The sequence below is a fragment of the Saccharopolyspora gloriosae genome (assembly GCF_014203325.1).
In the GTDB taxonomy this organism is placed as follows: domain Bacteria; phylum Actinomycetota; class Actinomycetes; order Mycobacteriales; family Pseudonocardiaceae; genus Saccharopolyspora_C; species Saccharopolyspora_C gloriosae.
Genome location: NZ_JACHIV010000001.1, coordinates 4,555,016 through 4,575,745 on the forward strand (window position 1 = coordinate 4,555,016; position 20,730 = coordinate 4,575,745).

Below are 20,730 nucleotides of genomic sequence, written 5' to 3' on the forward strand. Positions count from 1 at the left end.
GATCATCGGCAGGGGCGGGCGGTACCCGGAACGGCGGGGCACTCGCCGCTCCGGGTACCGGTCTTCACGACAGGCCGAGCTCGTTGTCGAGCATGTCGAACATGTCGTCGTCGGTGGCCTCCTCGAAGCTGAACTCCGCCTCGGCGTCCTGCCCGGTGCGCAGCGCGGTCCACTTGGTGCGCAGCACTTCGAGGCGACCCGTGACCTGGTCGTGCAGCTCCGCGTCGACCTCCATGCCCTCGAACGACCGCTGCAACCGGTCCAGCTCGGCCAGCAGCGCGGCCGGGCCGTCCTGCTCCGGCACCAGTTCGCCGAGCAGGTGCTCGACGAGCTCCGCCGGAGTCGGGTAGTCGAACAGCAGCGTCGCCGGGAGCCGCAGGCCGGTGGCCGTGCCCATCCGGTTGCGGTACTCGACGGCGGTCAGCGAGTCGAAGCCGAGGCCCTTGAACTCGCTGTCCGCGTTGATGCCGCCGGTGTCGGCGTGGCCGAGCACCTGGGCCGCCTGGCCGCGCACCACCTCCAGCAGGGTGTCGCGGCGTTGCGGCCCGGACTGCTCGGCGAGCCGGGTCGCGAGGTCTCCCCCGCCGGCCGCCGCGGACACCCGGCGAGCGGGAGTCCGCACGAGTCCGCGCAGCAGCGGCGCGAGCTCGTCCCGCGCGCGCAACGCGGGCAGGTCGAGCCGCACCGGTGCCAGCACCGGCTCGTCGGAGGCCAGCGCCGCATCGAACAGGGCGAGGCCGAGTTCTTCGCTCAGCGGCGGCATTCCGGAGCGGGTGATGCGCTCCGCCTCCTGCTCGGTGAGCTCACCGGCCATGCCGCCGGAGTTCCACGCCCCCCACGCCAGCGACAGCGCGGGCAGGCCGTGCGCCCGGCGGTGCCGGGCCAGCGCGTCGACGTAGGAGTTCGCCGCCGCGTAGTTGCCCTGGCCCGCGGCGCCGAACAGCCCGGCCACCGAGGAGAACAGCACGAACGCGTCGAGCTCCAGACCCGCGGTGGCTTCGTGCAGGTTCCACGCGGCGTCGACCTTGGGCCGCAGCACCGCCGAGACCCGGTCCGCGTCGAGCGAGCCGAGCACGCCGTCGTCGAGCACTCCCGCCGCGTGCAGCACGGCGCTCAGCGGACGCTCGGCGGGAATCCGGCCGAGCAGGCCGGACAGCGACTCCCGGTCCGCGACGTCGCAGGCGACGACGTGGGCTTCGGCGCCGAGTTCGCCCAGTTCCGCCACGAGTTCGGCTGCTCCGGTGGCGTCCGGCCCGCGTCGGCCGGCCAGCAGCAGGTGCCGCGCTCCGCGTCCGGCGAGGTGGCGGGCGAGCAGGCCGCCCAGCCCTCCGGTGCCACCGGTGATGAGCACCGTGCCCTCGGCGTCCCAGCTGACGGGCTCCGCCGCGTCCGCCCGCGCCAGGCGCGGCACCCTCGGCTCACCGTCCACGATGGACACGTGCGGTTCGTCGACGGCGAGCGCCCGCAGCAGGGCGTCGGCCGTGAGCTCACCGGCTCCGAGTTCGAGCAGCCCGAACCGGCCGGGGTGCTCGGTCGCGGCGGTGCGCACCAGCCCGGCCGCGGCGGACGCGGCCAGGTCGCCGTGCTCGCGGGTGACGAACACCAAGTCGGCGTCGCGGTCGGCCGTCGCCCAGGACTGGGCCAGCCCCAGCACGTGGTGGGTGAGCGCGTGGGCGTCCTGCGGGTTCTCCCCTCCGTCGAGCGAGCACAACACCGTCGTGGCCGAGTCCGGCACGGACGTGAGGTCCGCGTGCACTTCGGGGACCGCGCCGGTCTGCTTGAACAGGTCGGCGAGCCCGAACGGGTCGGTGCCGACCAGGACCGGCACCTCGCCGGCCTCACCGGCGGGCGCGGGCGTCCGGTCGAGGCGGAACAGCGCGTCCCGCCCGATCGCCCGGGTGCCCGCGGGGCTCGCGGAGCGGGTGCGCAGGCCCTCCACGGTGGCGACCGGTGCCCCGGTGGCGTCGGCCACGGCCAGCGCCAAGGTTTCGGCACCGGTGCGGGTCAACCGCACCCGCAGCGCACTCGCCCCGGCCGCGTGCAGCGACACCCCTTCCCAGGCGAACGGGACCGCCCCGTCCGAATCCGAGCCGGTGAGCAGCGCCGCGTGCAGCGCCGAGTCGAGCAGTGCGGGGTGCAGGCCGTAGGCCGCCGCGTCCACGTCGGCGGGCAGCGCCACCTCCGCGTACGTGGTGTCCCCGGAGCGCCAGGCGGCGCGCAGGCCCTGGAACACCGGGCCGTAGTCGAAGCCGAGGTCGGCGAAGTGCTCGTAGCAGCCCTCGACGTTGACGGGTTCGGCATCGGCGGGCGGCCAGGCACCGACCTCGGCGGGAGCACCGCCGGTGCCGAGCACGCCGGTGGCGTGCAGCTGCCAGCCGTCCTCGCCGTCCGGGCGGGAGTGCACGGTCAGCGTGCGCCGCCCGGTGTCGTCCGGGGCCGCCGCCGAGACCTGCACCTGCACGCCGCCGTGCTCGGGCAGCAGCAGCGGAGCGGCCAAGGTGAGTTCGTCGACCCGGTCGCAGCCCGTCTCGTCCCCGGCCCGCAGCGCCAGTTCCAGCAACGCCGTTCCCGGCACCAGCACCGCGCCGGACACGGCGTGCTCGGCCAGCCACGGGTGGGTGCGGCGGGAGAGCCTGCTGGTGAACAGGGTCGCGTCGGTGTCGGCGAGTTCGACGGCGGCGCCGAGCAGCGGGTGCCCGGCCTCGCGCATCCCCGCCGCGCTGACGTCGCCCGCCCGCACCGGCGGGGTGGCGGGCCAGAACTCCTGGCGCTGGAACGGGTACGTGGGCACGTCGACGCGACGGGCACCGGGGAACACCGCGGGCCAATCGAGCCGGACGCCCCGCACGTGCAGCCGGGCCAGCGCGGTCAGCGCCGCCGACTCCTCCGGGCGTCCCTTGCGCAGGGACGGGATCAGCTCGGCGTCCTCGGGGACGCTGTCGCGCGCGAGCGCGCTGAGCACCCCGTCCGGCCCGAGTTCGAGGAACGTGCGCACGCCCCGCCCGGTCAGCTCCCGCATCCCGTCGGCGAACCGCACGGCGTGGCGCACGTGCGCCACCCAGTGCTCGGCGTCGGGTTCGGCGAGTTCCGCCCCTGTCGTCGTGGAGATGATCGGGATCTCCGGCGCGGAGTACGTCACTTCCCGTGCCACGGCGCGGAATTCGTCGAGCATCGGGTCCATCAGCGGCGAGTGGAACGCGTGCGAGACGCGCAGCGCGGTGACCTTCCGGCCGAGTTCGCGGAAGTGCGCCGCCACCTGCTCCACGGCGTCGGCGGCGCCGGAGACGACGACCGCTTCGGGACCGTTCACCGCGGCGATGCCGAGCTCCGCCTCCTTGCCGGTCAGCAGCGGCGCCACCTCGTCCTCGGCGGCCTGCACCGACGTCATGGCGCCACCGGCGGGCAGCGCCTGCATCAGCCTGCCGCGCGCGGCCACCAGCTTCGCCGCGTCGCCGAGGGTGAGCACCCCGGCCACGTGCGCGGCGGTGAGCTCGCCGATGGAGTGCCCGGCGAGGTGGTCCGGGCGCACGCCCCAGGACTCGACGAGGCGGTACAGCGCGACCTCGACGGCGAACAGCGCGGGCTGCGCATAGCCGGTCTGGTCGAGCAGCGCCGCCTCGGCGGTGTCCGGTTCGGCGAACACGAGCTCGCGCAGCGGCCGGTCCAGGTGCTCGTCCAGCGCGGCGAACGCGGCGTCGAGGGCGGCGGCGAACACCGGGAACCGGGCGTGCAGCTCCCGGCCCATGCCGGCGCGCTGGGCGCCTTGGCCGGTGAACAGCACGCCGAGACCGCCCCGGGCGACCTGGCCTTCGACCAGCGCGCCGTCCGGCAGCTGCGAGGCGAGCGCGGTCAGCGAGCGCGCGGCGCTCGCCGGGTCCTCGGCGAGGACCACGGCCCTGCGGTCGAATCCGGTGCGTCCGGCGGCCAGCGAGAACCCGACGTCGGCGAGCGGCGCGGTGCCGCCCTCGATGCGGGCCGCCAGCCGCGCGGCCTGATCGCGCAGCGCCTCCGGCGTCTTCGCCGACAGCGCCAGCGGCACCACCGCGGCGGGCGTTTCCCGTTGCGGCGCGAGTGCTTCCGGTTCCTGTTCGAGGATGGTGTGCACGTTGGTGCCGCTGATCCCGAACGAGGACACCGCGGCGCGGCGCACCCGTCCCGTCTCGGGCCAGGCCGCGGGCTCGGACAGCAGCGCGACCGCACCGGCGGACCAGTCCACTTCGGACGACGGGGTGGCGGAGTGCAGGGTGCGGGGGACGGTGCCGTGGCGCATGGCCTGCACCATCTTGATGACGCCCGCGACACCGGCGGCGGCCTGCGTGTGACCGAGGTTCGACTTCACCGAACCCAGCAGCAACGGCTCCTCCCGGTCCTGGCCGTAGGTCGCCAGCAGCGCCTGGGCTTCGATCGGGTCGCCGAGCCTGGTGCCGGTGCCGTGCGCCTCGACCACGTCCACGTCCTGAGTGGACAGACCACCGCTGGCGAGCGCCTGGCGGATGACCCGCTGCTGCGAGGGGCCGTTCGGCGCCGTCAGGCCGTTCGACGCGCCGTCCTGGTTCACCGCGCTCCCGCGCAGCACGGCGAGGATCTCGCGACCCTCGCGCAGCGCGTCGGAGCGCCGCTGCAGCACCAGCATCCCGACGCCCTCGGACCAGCCGACGCCGTCGGCCGAGTCGGAGAACGCCTTGCAGCGGCCGTCGGCGGCGATGCCGCGCTGGCGGGAGAACTCGACGAACGCCGCCGGGGTCGCCATCACCGTGACGCCACCGGCCACCGCCAGCGAGCACTCGCCGGAGCGCAGCGCCTGCGCCGCCCAGTGCATCGCCACCAGCGACGACGAGCACGCCGTGTCCACCGTGACCGCCGGCCCCTCGAAACCGAACGTGTAGGACACCCGGCCGGAGGCGATGCTGCCCGCGCTGCCGTGGCCCTGGTAGCCCTCGTGCTCGGAACCGATCAGCGTGTCGCTGTAGTCGTTGTACATGACCCCGGCGAACACGCCGGTCTGGCTGCCGCGCAGCGCGGCCGGGTCGATCCCGGCGCGTTCGATGGCCTCCCAGGTGGATTCCAGCAGCAGCCGCTGCTGCGGGTCGGTGGTCAGGGCCTCGCGGGGGCTCATGCCGAAGAACGCCGGGTCGAACTCCGCCGCGTCGTGCAGGAAACCGCCGCGACGGGTGGTCGAGGTGCCCGGCGCGTCCGGGTCCGGATCGTAGAGCGCATCCAGGTCCCAACCGCGGTTGTCCGGGAAGCCGGTGATCGCGTCACCGCCCTCGGACACCAGCCGCCACAGGTCCTCCGGCGAGGACACCCCACCGGGATACCGGCAGGCCATGCCGACGATCACGATCGGGTCGTCGTCGGCGGCGCGCACGACCTGCTGCGGCACGACCGCCGCCGGCAGCTCCCCCACCAGTTCGGCGAGCAGGTGCGCGGACAGCGCCTCGGCCGTCGGGTGGTCGAACACGAGCGTGGCGGGCAGCCGCAGTCCCGTCTCGGAGTTGAGCCGGTTGCGCAGTTCCACCGCCGTCAGCGAGTCGAAACCGAGGTCCTGGAAAGCGACCTGCGGATCGACCTCGGCGGTGCCGGTGTGGCCGAGCACCCCGGCCACCTGGCCGCGCACCAGTTCCAGCACGAGCTCGTGGCGCTTCGCGGCGTCCAGCCCCGCCAGCCGCTGCCCGAGGCCGCCGGTGGCGGCGCGGGAGGCGACGGCGCGGGACGCCGGAGTCCGGACCAGGCCGCGCAGCAGCTCCGGCACCTGGCCCTGGCCGCGCAGCACCGCGAAGTCGAACCGCACCGGGAACAGCACCGCCGGCCCGGACGTCGTCGCCGAGTCGAACAGGGCGAGGCCCTGCTCGTGGGTCAGCGGCGGCATCCCGGAACGGGCCAGCCTGCGCCGGTCCGCGTCGGTGAGGGTGCCGGTCATGCCACCGGACTCCACCCACGGGCCCCACGCCAGCGACGAGCCGGGCAGGCCCGCCGCCCTGCGGTGCCGGGCGAGCGCGTCGAGGAAGGCGTTCGCCGTCGCGTAGTTGCTCTGCCCGGCCGCGCCGAAGGTGCCCGCCAGCGAGGAGAACAGCACGAACGCGCTCACGTCCCCGCACAGCTCGTGCAGGTTCCAGGCCGCGTCGACCTTCGGCCGCAGCACCGCGTCGAAGCGCTCCGGGGTGAGCGAGTCGAGCACGCCGTCGTCGAGCACGCCGTCGTCGAGCACCCCGGCCGTGTGCACCAGGGATCCGATCTCGTAGCGCGACAGCAGCTCCGCCACCGCGGCCCGGTCGGCGACGTCGCAGGCCACGACCTGGACGTCGGCACCGAGCGCGGTCAGGTCCTCGACGAGACCGGGGGCTCCGGGCGCGCCGGGTCCGGAGCGGCTGACCAGCAGCAGCTCGCGCACGTCGTGCACCTCGACCAGGTGCCGCGCGACGGCGCCGCCGAGCCCACCGGTGCCGCCGGTGATCAGGACCCGGCCGGTCCAGCGCACGTCCTGCTCGGCCGCCGCGGACGCGCGGGCGAGGCGGCCCGCGTAGCGGACCCCGGCGCGCACGACGCGGGGTTCGGCGGACCACTCGGTCGCGGCCGGCAGGGACGCCGGCTCGTCGTCGACGTCGATCAGGCCGAACGTCGCGGGGCTCTCGACCTGCGCGGCCCGGATGAGACCCCAGGCCGACGCGGCGGCGAGGTCGCGCACGTCCTCGTCGTCGCGGGCGACGGCGTGGCGGGTGACGAACACCAGGCGCGAGGAGTGCAGGCGGGAATCCCGCTGCCACTGCCCCACCAGGTCCAGCACCCGCGTCGCCAGCTCGTGCACCGAGCCCGCGACGTCGTCGAAGCGGCCGCCGATCGGGGCCAGCACGACGTCGGGAACGTCGTCCAGCGAAGCCAGATCCGGCACCTCGGTCGCCGGGGTACCGGCGGCCCGCAGCTGCGCGGCGAACTCCTCGGACCGCAGCACCACCACCGAATCCGCGGGGGAACCGGCGGGTTCCGCCTCGGACCAGTCGAGCCGGTAGAGCGAGTCCCGTTCCGCGCGGGCCGCCTGCTCCGGCGACACCGCCCGCAGCAGCAGCGACTCCACCGACACCACCGGCGCACCGGCCGGGTCGGTGGCCGCGATCGACACCTCGTCCGGCCCGGTGCGGGTGATCCGCACGCGCAGCGCGGTCGCACCGGTGGCGTGCAGCGACAGGCCCTGCCAGGTGAACGGCAACGCGCCCTCGGACAGCCCGCCGAGCAGCGCCGCGGCCTGCACCCCGGCGTCGAGCAGCGCCGGGTGCAGCCCGAAGCCCGCGACGTCGGTCTCCGCGGGCAGCTCCACCTCGGCGAACACCTCGTCGCCGGAGCGCCACGCCGCGCGCAGGCCCTGGAACAGCGGGCCGTAGGCGAAGCCCGCGTCCGCGAGCCGCTCGTAGGTCCCGTCCAGGTCGAGCGCCGGGGCCGCCGGTGGCCACGCCGCGCCGTCGAACTCGGCGGTGCGCGCACCGCTGCCCAGCACCCCGGCGGCGTGCCGGGTCCAGTCGCGGCCCTCGGCGTCCGGCCGGGAGTAGACCTCCACGCGGCGCCGCCCGGACTCCGCCGGGCCGACCCAGACCTGGACGCGTACGGCCTCCTGCTCCGGCAGCACCAGCGGCGCGGCGAGCGTGAGCTCCTCGATGCGGTCGCAGCCCGCCTCGTCCCCGGCGCGCAGCGCCAGTTCGGCGAAGGCGGTGCCCGGCACGATCACCGCGCCCCGCACCGCGTGCTCGGCCAGCCACGGGTGGGTGCGGGTGGAGATCCTGCTGGTGAACAGGAATCCGTCCTCGTCGGCGCGTTCCACCGCCGCGCCCAGCAGCGGGTGCCCGGCGGCGCTCAGGCCCGCGGCCCGCACGTCGCCCGCAGCGCCCGCGGCGGGCTCGGGCCAGAACCGGCGGTGCTGGAAGGCGTAGGTCGGCAGGTCGACGCGCCGAGCGCCGGGCAGCAGCGCCGCCCAGTCCAGTTCGACGCCGCGCACGTGCAGCCGGGCCAGCGCGGTCAGCGCCGCCTCGTCCCCGGGGCGGTCCTTGCGGGCCAGCGGGACGGCGACGGCCGCCGCGTCCAGCGAGTTCTGGGCGAGCGCGGCCAGCGACCCGTCCGGGCCGATGTCCAGGAACGTGGTGGCGCCCAGCCTCGCGAGTTCCCGCACCGCGTCGGCGAACCGCACGGTGTGGCGCACGTGGTCCACCCAGTACTCCGGTTCGCGCACCGCTTCGCGCTGCTGCTCCCCCGTCACGGTGGACACGATCGCGATGCTGGCGGGCCCGTAGGTCAGGCTTTCGGCGACCTCGCGGAACTCGGCGAGCATCGGGTCCATCAGCGGCGAGTGGAAGGCGTGCGAGACGCGCAGCCGCCGCGCCTCGGCGCAGTGCCGCTCCACCTCCGCGACGGCTTCCTCGGCACCGGACACGACCACGGACTCGGGTCCGTTGACGGCGGCGATGCCGACGTCCTCGCGACCGTCGACCAGCTCGGCGACCTCGGCTTCGGTGGCCCGCAGCGCGCTCATCGCGCCACCCGCGGGCAGCGCCTGCATCAGCCTGCCGCGCGCGGCGACCAGCCGGGCCGCGTCGTCCAGGGACAGCACGCCGGCGGCGTGCGCGGCGGCGATCTCACCGATGGAGTGGCCGGCCAGGTGACCGGGACGCACGCCCCAGGACTCGACGAGCCGGTACAGCGCGACCTCGACGGCGAACAGCGCGGGCTGGGCGAATTCGGTGCGGTTGAGCAGGTCCGCGTCCTCGCCCCACATCACCTCGCGCAGCGGCCGGTCCAGGTGCGCGTCGAGCGCGGCGAGCGCGGCGTCGAGCGCGTCGGCGAACGCGGGGAACCGCTCGTGCAGGTCGCGTCCCATGCCGAGGCGTTGCGAACCCTGCCCGGCGAACAGGAACGCGAGCCCGCCGGTGCCGGTGCGGCCGTGCGCGGCGGCGGACCCGGTGTCGCCGTCGGCGACGGAGCGCAGCGCCTCCAGCGTCGCGGCCGGTTCGTCGGCGAACACCACGGCGCGGTGCTCGAACCCGGATCGCCCGGTGGCCAACGAGAACCCGACGTCGGCCGGGTCGGCGTCCGGGAGCACGCCGAGGTGCTCCACGAGCCGCGCGGCCTGCTCGCGCAGGGCGGGTTCGGTGCGGGCCGAGAGCACCCACGGCACCACGTCGTGCGCGGGCCGCTCGGCGGGTTCCTGCTCGGGTTCCGGCTGTTCGAGGATGACGTGGGCGTTGGTGCCGCTGATGCCGAACGAGGACACCCCGGCGCGGCGCGGGCGGTCGAGCTCCGGCCAGTCCCGCTGCTCGGTGAGCAGCTCCACGGCGCCGTCCTCCCAGTCCACGTGGGACGAGGGGGCGTCGGCGTGCAGCGTCGGCGGCAGCGCGCCGTGCCGGATCGCCTGCACCATCTTGATCACGCCGGCGACGCCCGCGGCGGCCTGCGAGTGGCCGAGGTTGGACTTGATCGAGCCGAGCCACAGCGGCTCGTCGCGATCCTGGCCGTAGGTCGCCAGCAACGCCTGCGCCTCGATCGGATCACCCAAAGTCGTGCCCGTGCCGTGCGCTTCGACCACGTCAACGTCCTGAGTGGACAGACCACCGCTCGCCAACGCCTGCCGGATCACCCGCTGCTGCGACGGACCGTTCGGCGCCGTCAACCCGTTCGACGCACCGTCCTGATTCACCGCACTCCCGCGCAGCACCGCCAGCACCCGGTGGCCGTGGCGGCGCGCGTCGGACATGCGCTCCAGCACCACCATGCCCACGCCCTCCGACCAGCCGACGCCGTCGGCGGAATCGGAGAACGACCGGCAGCGCCCGTCCTCGGACAGGCCGCGCTGCCGGGAGAACTCGACGAACGTGCTCGGCGTCGACATCACCGTCACACCGCCCGCCAGCGCCAGCGAGCACTCACCGGAGCGCAGCGCCTGCGCGGCGAGGTGCATGCCGACCAGCGAGGACGAGCAGGCGGTGTCCACGGTGACCGCCGGGCCCTCGAAGCCGAACGTGTAGGACACCCGGCCGGAGGCGACGCTGCCCGCGCTGCCGCTGCCCTGGTAGCCCTCGAACTCGGTGCCCGCCAGCAGCGAGCCGTAGTCGTTGTACATCACCCCGGCGAACACGCCCGTCGGGCTGCCGCGCAACGCGGCCGGGTCGATCCCGGCGCGCTCCACGGCTTCCCAGGAGACCTCCAGCAGCAACCGCTGCTGCGAGTCGGTGGCCAGGGCCTCGCGCGGGCTCATGCCGAAGAACGCCGGGTCGAACTCCGCCGCCTCGTGCAGGAAACCGCCGCGACGGGTGTAGGAGGTGCCGTGGTGGTCGGGGTCCGGGTGGTACAGCTCGTCGAGGTCCCAGCCGCGGTCGGCGGGGAAGTCGGTGATCGCGTCGGCGCCCTCGGACACCAGCCGCCACAGGTCCTCCGGCGAGGACACCCCGCCCGGATAGCGGCAGGCCATGCCCACGATGACCACCGGGTCGTCGACCACCGGCGGCAGGACCTCGGCGGGCGTGGCCTGCGGCACGGCGCCGAACAGCTCCTCGGCGACGAACGCGGCCAGCGCCTCGGCGTTCGGGTGGTCGAACACGGCGGTCGCGGGCAGCCGCAGACCGGTCTCCGCGTTGATCTTGTTGCGGAGTTCGACGGCGGTCAGCGAGTCGAACCCGAGCTCCTGGAACGCGCGGTGCGGCTCCACCGTGCTCGCGCCCGCGTGGCCCAGCACCGCCGCGACCTGGGTGCGCACCAGGTCGAGCAGCGCCGTCGCGCGCTCCGCCTCCGGCAGGCCCGCGAGCCGATCGCCCAGCGCGCGGGACACCCCGGTCCCGGCGCCGGCGCGGCGGGTGCGGGTGCGGATGAGGCCGCGCAGCACGCTGGGCACCTCGCCCTGCGCGCGCAGCGCGGGCAGGTCCAGCCGCGCCGGGACCACCACGGCCTCGTCGGCACCGGTGGCCAGGTCGAACAGGCCGAGCCCCTGCTCCACCGGCAGCGGCGGCAGACCGGAACGGGTCATCCGCTCCCGGTCGGCGGCGGTGAGACCGCCCGTCATGCCGCCGGTGTCCGCCCACGGACCCCAGGCCAGCGACACCGCGGGCAGGCCCGCCGCGCGCCGGTGCTGGGCGAGCCCGTCGAGGAAGGCGTTCGCGGCGGCGTAGTTGCCCTGCGCGGGCGAGCCGAAGGTGCCCGCCAGCGAGGAGAACAGCACGAACCGGGACAGCTCCCCGGCGAATTCGTGCAGGTTCCAGGCCGCGTCGACCTTCGGCCGCAGCACCGCCGCCAGCCGTTGCGGGGTGAGCGCGTCGACGACGCCGTCGTCGAGCACGCCTGCCGTGTGCACCACCGCGCCCACGTCGTGGCGCGACAGCAGGTCCGCCACGGCGTCGCGGTCGGCGACGTCGCAGGCCGCGACCTGCACTTCGGCGTCCATCGCGGTCAGCTCCGCGACCAGCGGCACGACGCCCTCGGATTCGCCGCCGCTCCTGCTGACCAGCAGCAGCCTGCGCACGCCGTGTTCGCGCACCAGGTGCCGCGCCACGGCGGTGCCCAATCCCCCGGTGCCGCCGGTGACGAGCACCAGCTCCTCCGGGTTCCAAGCGACCGCGGCGGGTTCGGGCAGGCGCGCGAGCCGGGCCGCGGCGAGCACGCCGCCGCGCATCCGCAGCTGCGGTTCCGCGCTCGCCACGGCCTGGGCGAGCAGTTCCGCGTCCGGTGCGGGCGAGTCGAGGTCGAGCAGCCCGAACCGGCCGGGGTGCTCGCGCTCGGCGGTGCGCACCAGGCCCCACACCGCTGCCGCGGCCAGGTCGCCGCCGGTGGTGGCGTCGCGGGTGACGAACACGAGCCGGGAGGTGCGCCCGGACGCGAGGTGTTCCTGCACGGTGGCGAGCACGTCACCGGTCGCGGCGTGCGCGGCGTGCGGTCCGGTTCCCGCCGGGCGCACGGGGACGAGCACGACGTCGTCGCCCTCGGGGATCTCCGCCGCGCGCAGGGCTTCGACGAGGCCGAGGCCGTCCTGGCCGCGCACGGAGGCGGTGCCGCCGCCCTCGGTCGCGCGGACCGGCGCCCACTCCAGGCGGAACAGCGAATCCCGTTGCGCGGGAAGGGTTTCGGCGGCGTCGCCGGGCGCGCGCAAGGTCAGCGCGGCGACCGAGGCGACCGGGGCACCGGTGGTGTCGGCGATGACCAGCGACACCACGTCGGTGTCGGTCGGCGTGATCCGCACCCGCAGCGCGGTCGCTCCCGCCGCGTGCAGCGACACGCCGTCCCAGGTGAACGGCAGGCCGCGCCGGCGGCCGGGGAGCTGGGAGACGGCGTGCAGCGCGGCGTCGGCCAGCGCGGGGTGCAGGCCGTAGTCGGCGGCGTCGGGCAACGCGTGCTCCGGCAGTTCCACCTCGGCGAACACCTCGTCGCCGGAGCGCCACACCGCGGTGAGGCCGCGGAACGAGGCGCCGTAGTCGAACCCGGCGTCGGCGAGCGCGTCGTAGCAGCCGTCCAGGTCCACCTGCCGCGCCCCGGCGGGCGGCCACTCCGCGAGACCGGTCGACTCGGCGCCGCCGGTGGTGAGGGTGCCAGCGGCGTGCCGCGTCCAGGCGTGCTCCGGGTCGCCCTCGGGACGGGCGTAGACCTCCGCGACGCGGCGACCGGCCTGCTCGGCACCGAGCCGCACCTGCAGTTGCAGCGCGCCGGTGGCGGGCAGTTCCAGCGGGCGGCCGATGGTCAGGTCGTCGACCCGGTCGCAGCCCACCTCGTCGCCCGCGCGGGTGACCAGTTCCAGGAACGCGGTGCCGGGCAGCAGCACCGCGCCGTGCACGGTGTGCTCCGCGAGCCACGGCGGCGCGGTGCGGGAAAGCCTGCCGGTGAACAGGGTTTCGCCGGATTCGGCGACCTCCACCGCCCCGCCGAGCAGCGGGTGCGCGGCGGGCCGGACACCGATGGCGACGGCGTCGCCGGACGCGGTGACGGGGCCGGGCCAGAAGCGCTCGTGCTGGAAGGCGTAGGTGGGCAGCTGAACGCGGCGGGCGCCGGGGAACACCGCCGCCCAGTCGAGCGGGACGCCCCGGGTGTGCAGGTGGGCGAGCGCGGCGACGGCGGTCGGCTCCTCGTCGCGGTCCTCGCGCAGCAGCGCCACGGCCGACGCGTCCTCGGCGGACTCCGCGACGAGCGCGGTGAGCACCGAATCCGGCCCCAGTTCCAGGAACGTCCGGTCGCCGAGGTCGCTCATGGCGCGGACGCCGTCGGCGAACCGCACGCAGGCCCGGACGTGGCGCACCCAGTACTCCGGGGTGGCGATCTCGGGCCCGGCGACGGCGCCGGTGACGTTGGAGACGACGGGGATCGCTGGCTCGGCGAAGTCCAGCTCGGCCAGTTCGGCGGCGAACTCGGCGAGCACCGGGTCCACCAGCGGCGAGTGGAACGCGTGCGACACGCGCAGTTCGGTGGTCTTGCGGCCGTCGTCGGCGAACCGGCGCGCGAGCGCTTCGACGGCGTCGCGCGCACCGGAGAGCACCACCGAGCCGGGCGCGTTGATGGCGGCGACGGCGACGTCGTCGCCGAGCAGCGGGAGGACTTCGTCCTCGGTGGCGCGCACCGCGATCATCGCGCCACCGGCGGGCAGCGCCTGCATGAGCCGGGCGCGGGCGCCCACGAGCGTCGCCGCGTCGGTGAGCCCGAGCACTCCCGCGACGTGCGCGGCGGCGACCTCGCCGATGGAGTGCCCGGCGAGGTGGTCCGGGCGCACGCCCCAGGACTCGACCAGCCGGTACAGCGCGACCTCGACCGCGAACAGCGCGGGCTGCGCGTAGCCGGTCCGCTCCAGCAGGTCCGCGTCCTCGCCCCACATCACCTCGCGCAACGGGCGGTCCAGGTGCCGGTCGAGCTCGTCGCAGGCGGCGTCGAGCGCGGCGGCGAACACGGGGAACCGGGCGTGCAGCTCCCGGCCCATGCCGAGGCGCTGCGAGCCCTGCCCGGAGAACAGCACGCCGAGCCTGCCGTCGGCCACGGAGCCTTCGACCACGCTCGGGTCCGGCTCGCCGGTGGTGAGCGCGGCGAGCCCGCCCAGCAGCGCGTCCCGTTCCGCGGCGACGAGCACGGCGCGGTGTTCGAAGGCGGCGCGGGTGGTGGCCAGCGAGTAGCCGATGTCGTCGGTGGCGGTCGGTTCGGCCTGCACCCGCCCGAGCAGCCGGGCGGCCTGCGTGCGCAGCGCCTGCGGGCTGCGCCCGGACAGCACCCACGGCAGCACACCGGTGCCGGTTTCCCGTTCTCGGGCCGGGATTTCCGGTTCGGGAGCCTGTTCGAGGATGACGTGGGCGTTGGTGCCGCTGATGCCGAACGAGGACACCCCGGCGCGGCGCGGGCGGTCGAGCTCCGGCCAGTCCCGCTGCTCGGCGAGCAGTTCGACCGCTCCCGCCTCCCAGTCGACGTGGGTGGACGGGGTCTCGGCGTGCAGGCTGCGGGCGAGCGAGCCGTGCCGCATCGCCAGCACCATCTTGATGACGCCCGCGACACCGGCGGCGGCCTGCGTGTGGCCGATGTTCGACTTCACCGAGCCGAGCCACAGCGGCTCGTCGCGATCCTGGCCGTAGGTCGCCAGCAACGCCTGCGCCTCGATCGGATCACCCAAAGTCGTGCCCGTGCCGTGCGCCTCGACCACGTCAACGTCCTGAGTGGACAGACCACCGCTCGCCAACGCCTGCCGGATCACCCGCTGCTGCGACGGACCGTTCGGCGCCGTCAACCCGTTCGACGCACCGTCCTGATTCACCGCACTCCCGCGCAACACCGCCAGCACGTCGTGCCCGTTGCGCAGCGCATCGGACCGCCGCTCCAGCACCAGCATCCCGACGCCCTCGGACCAGCCCACGCCGTCGGCGTCGTCCGAGAACGCCTTGGAACGGCCGTCGAGGGCCAGCCCGCGCTGCCGGGAGAAGTCCACGAAGGTGCTCGGCGTCGACATCACGGTCACACCGCCCGCCAGCGCCAGCGAGCACTCACCGGAACGCAGCGCCTGCGCCGCCCAGTGCATCGCCACCAGCGACGACGAGCACGCCGTGTCCACCGTGACCGCCGGGCCCTCGAAACCGAACGTGTAGGACACCCGACCCGAGGCGACGCTCGGGGCGCTGCCGTTGCCGCGGTAGCCCTCGAACTCCGCACCCGGCAGCAAGGTGCCGTAGTCGTTGTACATCACCCCGGCGAACACACCCGTCGGGCTGCCCTGCAACCCGTGCGGGTCCAGCCCGGCGCGCTCCAGCGCCTCCCACGACACCTCCAGTAGCAACCGCTGCTGCGAGTCCGTGGCCAGCGCCTCGCGCGGGCTCATCCCGAAGAACGCCGGGTCGAACTCGCCCGCCTCGTGCAGGAAACCGCCGTGGCGCACGTGGGTGCGGCCGGGCGTCTCCGGGTCCGGGTCGTAGATCCGCTCCAGGTCCCAGCCGCGGTCGGCGGGGAACTCGGAGATGCCGTCGCCGCCCTCGGCGACCAGCCGCCACAGGTCCTCCGGCGAGGACACCCCGCCCGGATAGCGGCAGGCCATCCCGACGATCACGATCGGGTCGTCGTCGGCGGCGGCGACCGGCGCCACCACCGGTGCGGCGGCCTCCTGCCCGCCGAACAGCTCCTCGTGCAGGTACTCGGCGAGCGCGGTCGGCGTCGGGTGGTCGAACACCAGGGTCGCGGGCAGCCGCAGGCCGGTGTCCGCGTTGAGGCCGTTGCGCAGCTCCACGGCGGTCAGCGAATCGAAGCCGAGGTCCTGGAACTGGCGGGTCGCCGGGACCGAGGACGCGCCGGAATGCCCCAGCACCACGGCGATCCGGCCGCGCACCAGCTCCAGCAGCGCCTCGCGTCGCTCCACATCGGACAGACCACCGAGCCGGGCGGCCAGCCCGTCGGAGGCCGCCGAGCGGGCCGCGCCGCGGCGCACCGGCGTCCGGATCAGGCCGCGCAGCAGCGGCGCGACCTCGCCCTGCGCGCGCAGCCCGGCCAGGTCCAGGCGCACCGTCAGCGGAGCCGGATCGGCGCCGGAGACGGCCGCGTCGAACAGCGCGAGCCCCTCCTCCAGTTCCAGCGGCGGCATCCCGGAGCGGGCGACGCGCTGCACGTCGACCTCGGACAGCGCTCCGGTCATGCCCACGTCGCGGGTCCACGGGCCCCACGCCAGCGAGGTCGCGGGCAACCCCGCCGCGTGGCGGTGCCGGGCCAGGCCGTCGAGGAAGGCGTTGCCCGCCGCGTAGTTGCCCTGCCCGGCGCTGCCGAACGCGGCGGCCACCGAGGAGAACAGCACGAACGCGGTCAGGTCGTGCTCGCGGGTCAGTTCGTGCAGGTGCCAGGCGGCGTCGACCTTGGGCCGCAGCACCGCCGCGAGCCGGTCCGGGGTGAGCGCGCCGACGATCCCGTCGTCGACGACGCCCGCCGTGTGCACCACGGCCCGCAGCGGATGCGCCGCCGGGATCGCGGCGACGGCCTCCGCCAGCGCGTCCCGGTCGGCGGTGTCGCAGGCCGACACCACGACGTCGGAGCCCAGTTCGCGCAGCCGCGCGGCGAGCTCCGGCGCCCCGTCGGCGTCGAGCCCGCGGCGGCTCAGCAGCAGCAGGTGCCGCACTCCGCGATCGCGCACCAGGTGTTCGGCCAGCGCGCCGCCCAGCCCGCCGGTGCCGCCGGTGATGAGCACCGTGCCTTCGGCGTCCCAGGTGGCCGACTCCGCCGGGGCCTGCGCGCGGGCCAGGCGCGCCGCGAGGACCTCGTCGCCGCGCACGAGCACGTCCGGCTCGTCCGCGACCGCCGCCGCGGCGAGCGCTTCCGGGCTCGCGTCGGCGGCGCGGTGGATCAGGCCGAACCGGCCGGGGTTCTCCGTCCCGGCGACCCGCACCAGCCCGTGCACCGCGGCGGCGGCGGGGTCGGCGTCGGCCTCGCCGGTGACGAACACCAGCTTCGAGTCCGCGAAGCGCTCCTGGCCGAGCCAGTCCTGGATCAGCGCGAGCACCCCGGCCGTGACCTCGTGCGCGGACCGCACGACGTCGGCGTCGCCGCGCACCGGAACCAGCACCCGCTCCGGCACCGGGTCGACGTTGGACAGCCCCGTGAGCTCGCGGATCTCCATCCCGGCGGCGCCGAACGCGTCGGCGGAACCGAGCACCGCGAGCCGCTCCGGGAGCGCGCCGGTGCGGATCGGGGTGCGGTCGAGGCGGAACAGCGAGTCGCGAGCGGCGGCACCGGAACCGACCCGGTCGGCCGGGACCTCCCGCGCCAGCAACGACTCGAACGTGGCCACCGGCGCGCCCTGGGCGTCGGCGAGGACCATCGACATGGCGTCCTCGCCCGCGCGGGCCAGGTGGGCGCGCACGGTCGACGCGCCGGAGGCGTGCAGCGCACCGCCTTCCCAGGCGAACGGCAACCCGCCGCGGCTGATCGGGCCGAGGTCGGCGAACGCCGCCGCGTGCTGCACCGCGTCCAGCAGCGCCGGGTGCAGGCCGTAGGGCGCGGCGTCGACGTTCTCGGGCAGCGCGACCTCGGCGAACACCTCCTGCTCGCGCCGCCACACCCGGCGCAGCCCGCGGAACGAGGGGCCGTAGTCGAAACCGAGCCCGGCCAGCCGCTCGTAGACGCCCTCGACGTCCACCGGTTCGGCGCCCGGCGGCGGCCACGCGGTCAGCCCGGTGCCCGCGCCCGCGCCGGTGCCGAGCACGCCGGTCGCGTGCAGGGTCCACGGGGACAGCTCGTCGGCCCGGGAGAAGACCTCCATCGAGCGGCGGCCGTCCGCGTCCGCCGCGGCGACCCGCACCTGCGTGCCGATCGCGCCGTCGGCGGGCAGCACCAGCGGCGCGGCCAGCGTCAGCTCCTCCACGCGGTCGCAGTCCGCCTCGTCGGCGGCGCGGATCGCGAGTTCCATGAAAGCCGTGCCGGGCAGCAGGATCCGGCCGCCGACGACGTGCTCGGCCAGCCACGGCCGGGTCGCCGCGGACAGCTCCGAGCCGAACACGAGCTCATCACCACCGGCAAGCTCCACGCCGGAGCCGAGCAGCGGGTGGGTTCCCGGACCCGCGGCGGGCGCGTCACCACCGCGGGTCCGGGACGTCGAAGGCCAGAACCGGCGGTCCTGGAACGGGTAGGTCGGCAGGTCCGCGCGCCGCGCCCCGGTGCCCTCCAGCACCGCGGCCCAGTCCACCGCGACCCCGGCCACGTGCAGCGCGGCCAGCGCGGAGAGGGCGGCGAGCTCGTCGCCCTTCGCCCCGCGCAGCACCGGAACCGCCACCACGTCGGGCAGGTTCTCCCGCGTCATCGCCGAGAGCACGCCGTCCGGGCCGAGCTCCAGGAAGGCGCGCACGCCGCGGGCGTGCAGCGCGGTCACCGCGTCGGCGAAGCGCACCGGTTCGCGCACGTGGCGCACCCAGTACTCGGCGGAGCCGAAGTCGGTGCCCGTCCCGGTGGGCACGCTCGCGGTGGGCACGACCGGGATGCGCGGCTCGCCGAAGGTCAGCTCCGCCACCACCGAGCGGAACTCGGCGAGCATCGGCTCCATCAGCGGCGAGTGGAACGCGTGGCTCACCACGAGCCGCTTCGCCTTGCGGCCGAGGCCTTCCCAGCGGTCGGCGATGTCTGCGAGGAGGTCGGCGTCGCCGGAGAGCACCACCGAGGACGGGCCGTTGATCGCCGCGATGCCGACGCGGTCGCCGACGAGTTCGGCGGCTTCCTGCTCGGTGGCCTGCACCGCGAGCATCGCGCCCCCGGCGGGCAGCGCCTGCATCAGGCGACCGCGGGCCGCGACCAGCTTCGCCGCGTCCGGCAGCGACAGGACACCGGAGACGTGCGCGGCGGCGATCTCGCCGATGGAGTGGCCCGCGAGGTGGTCGGGGCGCATCCCCCAGCTCTCCACGAGCCGGTACAGCGCGACCTCGACGGCGAACAGGGCCGGCTGCGCGAATTCGGTGCGGGCCAGCGCTTCCTCGTCGTCGCCCCACATCACCTCGCGCAGCGGGCGAGGAAGGTGCGGGTCGAGCTCCGCGCACGCCGCGTCCAGCGCCGCGGCGAACGCGGCGAAGCGGCCGTGCAGCGAGCGGCCCATCCGCAACCGCTGGGACCCCTGCCCGGAGAACACGAACGCCGTCGGGCACTCCTCGGGGGCGAGCCCGCTCGCGAGTTCGGTGAGGCCGTCGGATCCGGCCAGCAGCACCGAGCGGTGCTCGAACGTCGACCGCGACTCGGCGAGGGTCAGCGCGACGTCGGTGAGCGGCGTGGCGGGGTTCTCGGCGAGGTGGACGCCGAGCCGGTCCACCTGCGCGGCGAGCGCTTCGGGGCCGCGCGCGGACACCGGCAGCGCCACGAACTCGGGCAGCACGCGGGTTTCGCGCGGCTGCTCCACGACGGCCGGGGCCTGCTCGACGATCACGTGCGCGTTGGTGCCGCTGATGCCGAACGACGAGATCCCGGCGCGGCGCGGGCGGTCGCGCTCCGGCCAGTCGCGCTGCTCGGCGAGCAGCTCGACCGATCCGGCGCTCCAGTCCACGTTGGACGACGGGGCGTCCACGTGCAGGCTGCGCGGCAGCACGCCGTGCCGCATCGCCAGCACCATCTTGATCACACCGGCGATCCCGGCGGCGGCCTGCGTGTGGCCGATGTTCGACTTGATCGACCCGAGCCACAGCGGCGTCTCGCGGTCCTGGCCGTAGGTCGCCAGCAGGGCCTGCGCCTCGATCGGGTCACCGAGCGTGGTGCCCGTGCCGTGCGCCTCCACTACGTCCACATCGGACGGTTCGAGGTGCGCGTTGCCGAGCGCGGCGCGGATGACGCGCTGCTGCGACGGCCCGTTCGGCGCCGTCAGCCCGTTCGACGCGCCGTCCTGGTTGATCGCCGACCCGCGCACCACCGCCAGCACCGGGTGCCCGTTGCGCTGCGCGTCGGACAACCGCTCCAGCAGCAGAACACCTGAGCCCTCGCCCCAGCCGGTGCCGTCGGCGGCGTCCGCGAACGGCTTGCAGCGGCCGTCGGCGGCCAGGCCGTGCTGCGCGGTGAACGACACGAACGGACCCGGCGTGGCCATCACCGAAGCACCGCCGGTCAGCGCCAGCGAGCACTCCCCGCCGCGCAGCGCCTGCACCGCCTGGTGCAGCGCCACCAGCGAGGACGAGCAGCCGGTGTCCACCGTGATCGCGGGACCTTCGAGGCCGAACAGGTAGGACAGCCGCCCCGACAGCACGCACGCCGCGTGCCCGGTGTTGGCGTACACCTCCACGTCCTCGTCGCAGCCGTCGAGGACCTTGCCGTAGTCCTGGCCGGTGGTACCCATGAACACGCCGGTCTGCGAGCCGCGCAGCGAAGCCGGGTCGATGCCCGCCCGCTCCACCGCCTCCCACGCGGTCCGCAGCAGCAGCCGCTGCTGCGGGTCCATCGCGACGGCCTCGCGGGGGGCGATGCCGAAGAACTCGGCGTCGAAGTCGGCCATGCCCGCGAGGAACGCGCCCTCCTGCGCCAGGCTGGTCCCCTCGCCCTCGCCGCTGAGCCGGTCCAGGTCCCAGCCGCGGTCGGTCGGGAACCCGCCGACCGCGTCGCGCCCCTCGACGACCAGGTCCCACAGCCGCTCCGGGGTGTCGACCCCGTCGGGGAACCGGCAGCCGATCCCGACGACGGCGATCGGCTCCGCCGCCGAGGACACCAGCCGCTGGTTCTGCTCGCGCAGCCGCTCGATCTCCTTCAGCGACGAGCGGAGCGCTTCGACGTACTCGTTCTTCGAGTCGGCCATTCCGGTCTCCTTAGCGG

Annotated in this window: 1 protein-coding gene; it reads right to left on the minus strand. The window is 75.4% G+C overall.

Features of this window, described 5'->3' with window-relative positions:
• Positions 1-64 precede the first annotated feature (64 nt).
• A complete protein-coding gene (locus tag BJ969_RS20055) occupies positions 65-20,713 on the minus strand; it encodes a type I polyketide synthase (RefSeq protein WP_184480925.1) in 20,649 nt (6,882 codons plus the stop codon).
• Positions 20,714-20,730: the final 17 nt, after the last annotated feature.

Bases quoted from the DNA above. Each gene is read 5' to 3' on its own strand.
- BJ969_RS20055 (WP_184480925.1), bottom strand. From the start codon at position 20,713: ATGGCCGACTCGAAGAACGAGTACGTCGAAGCGCTCCGCTCGTCGCTG.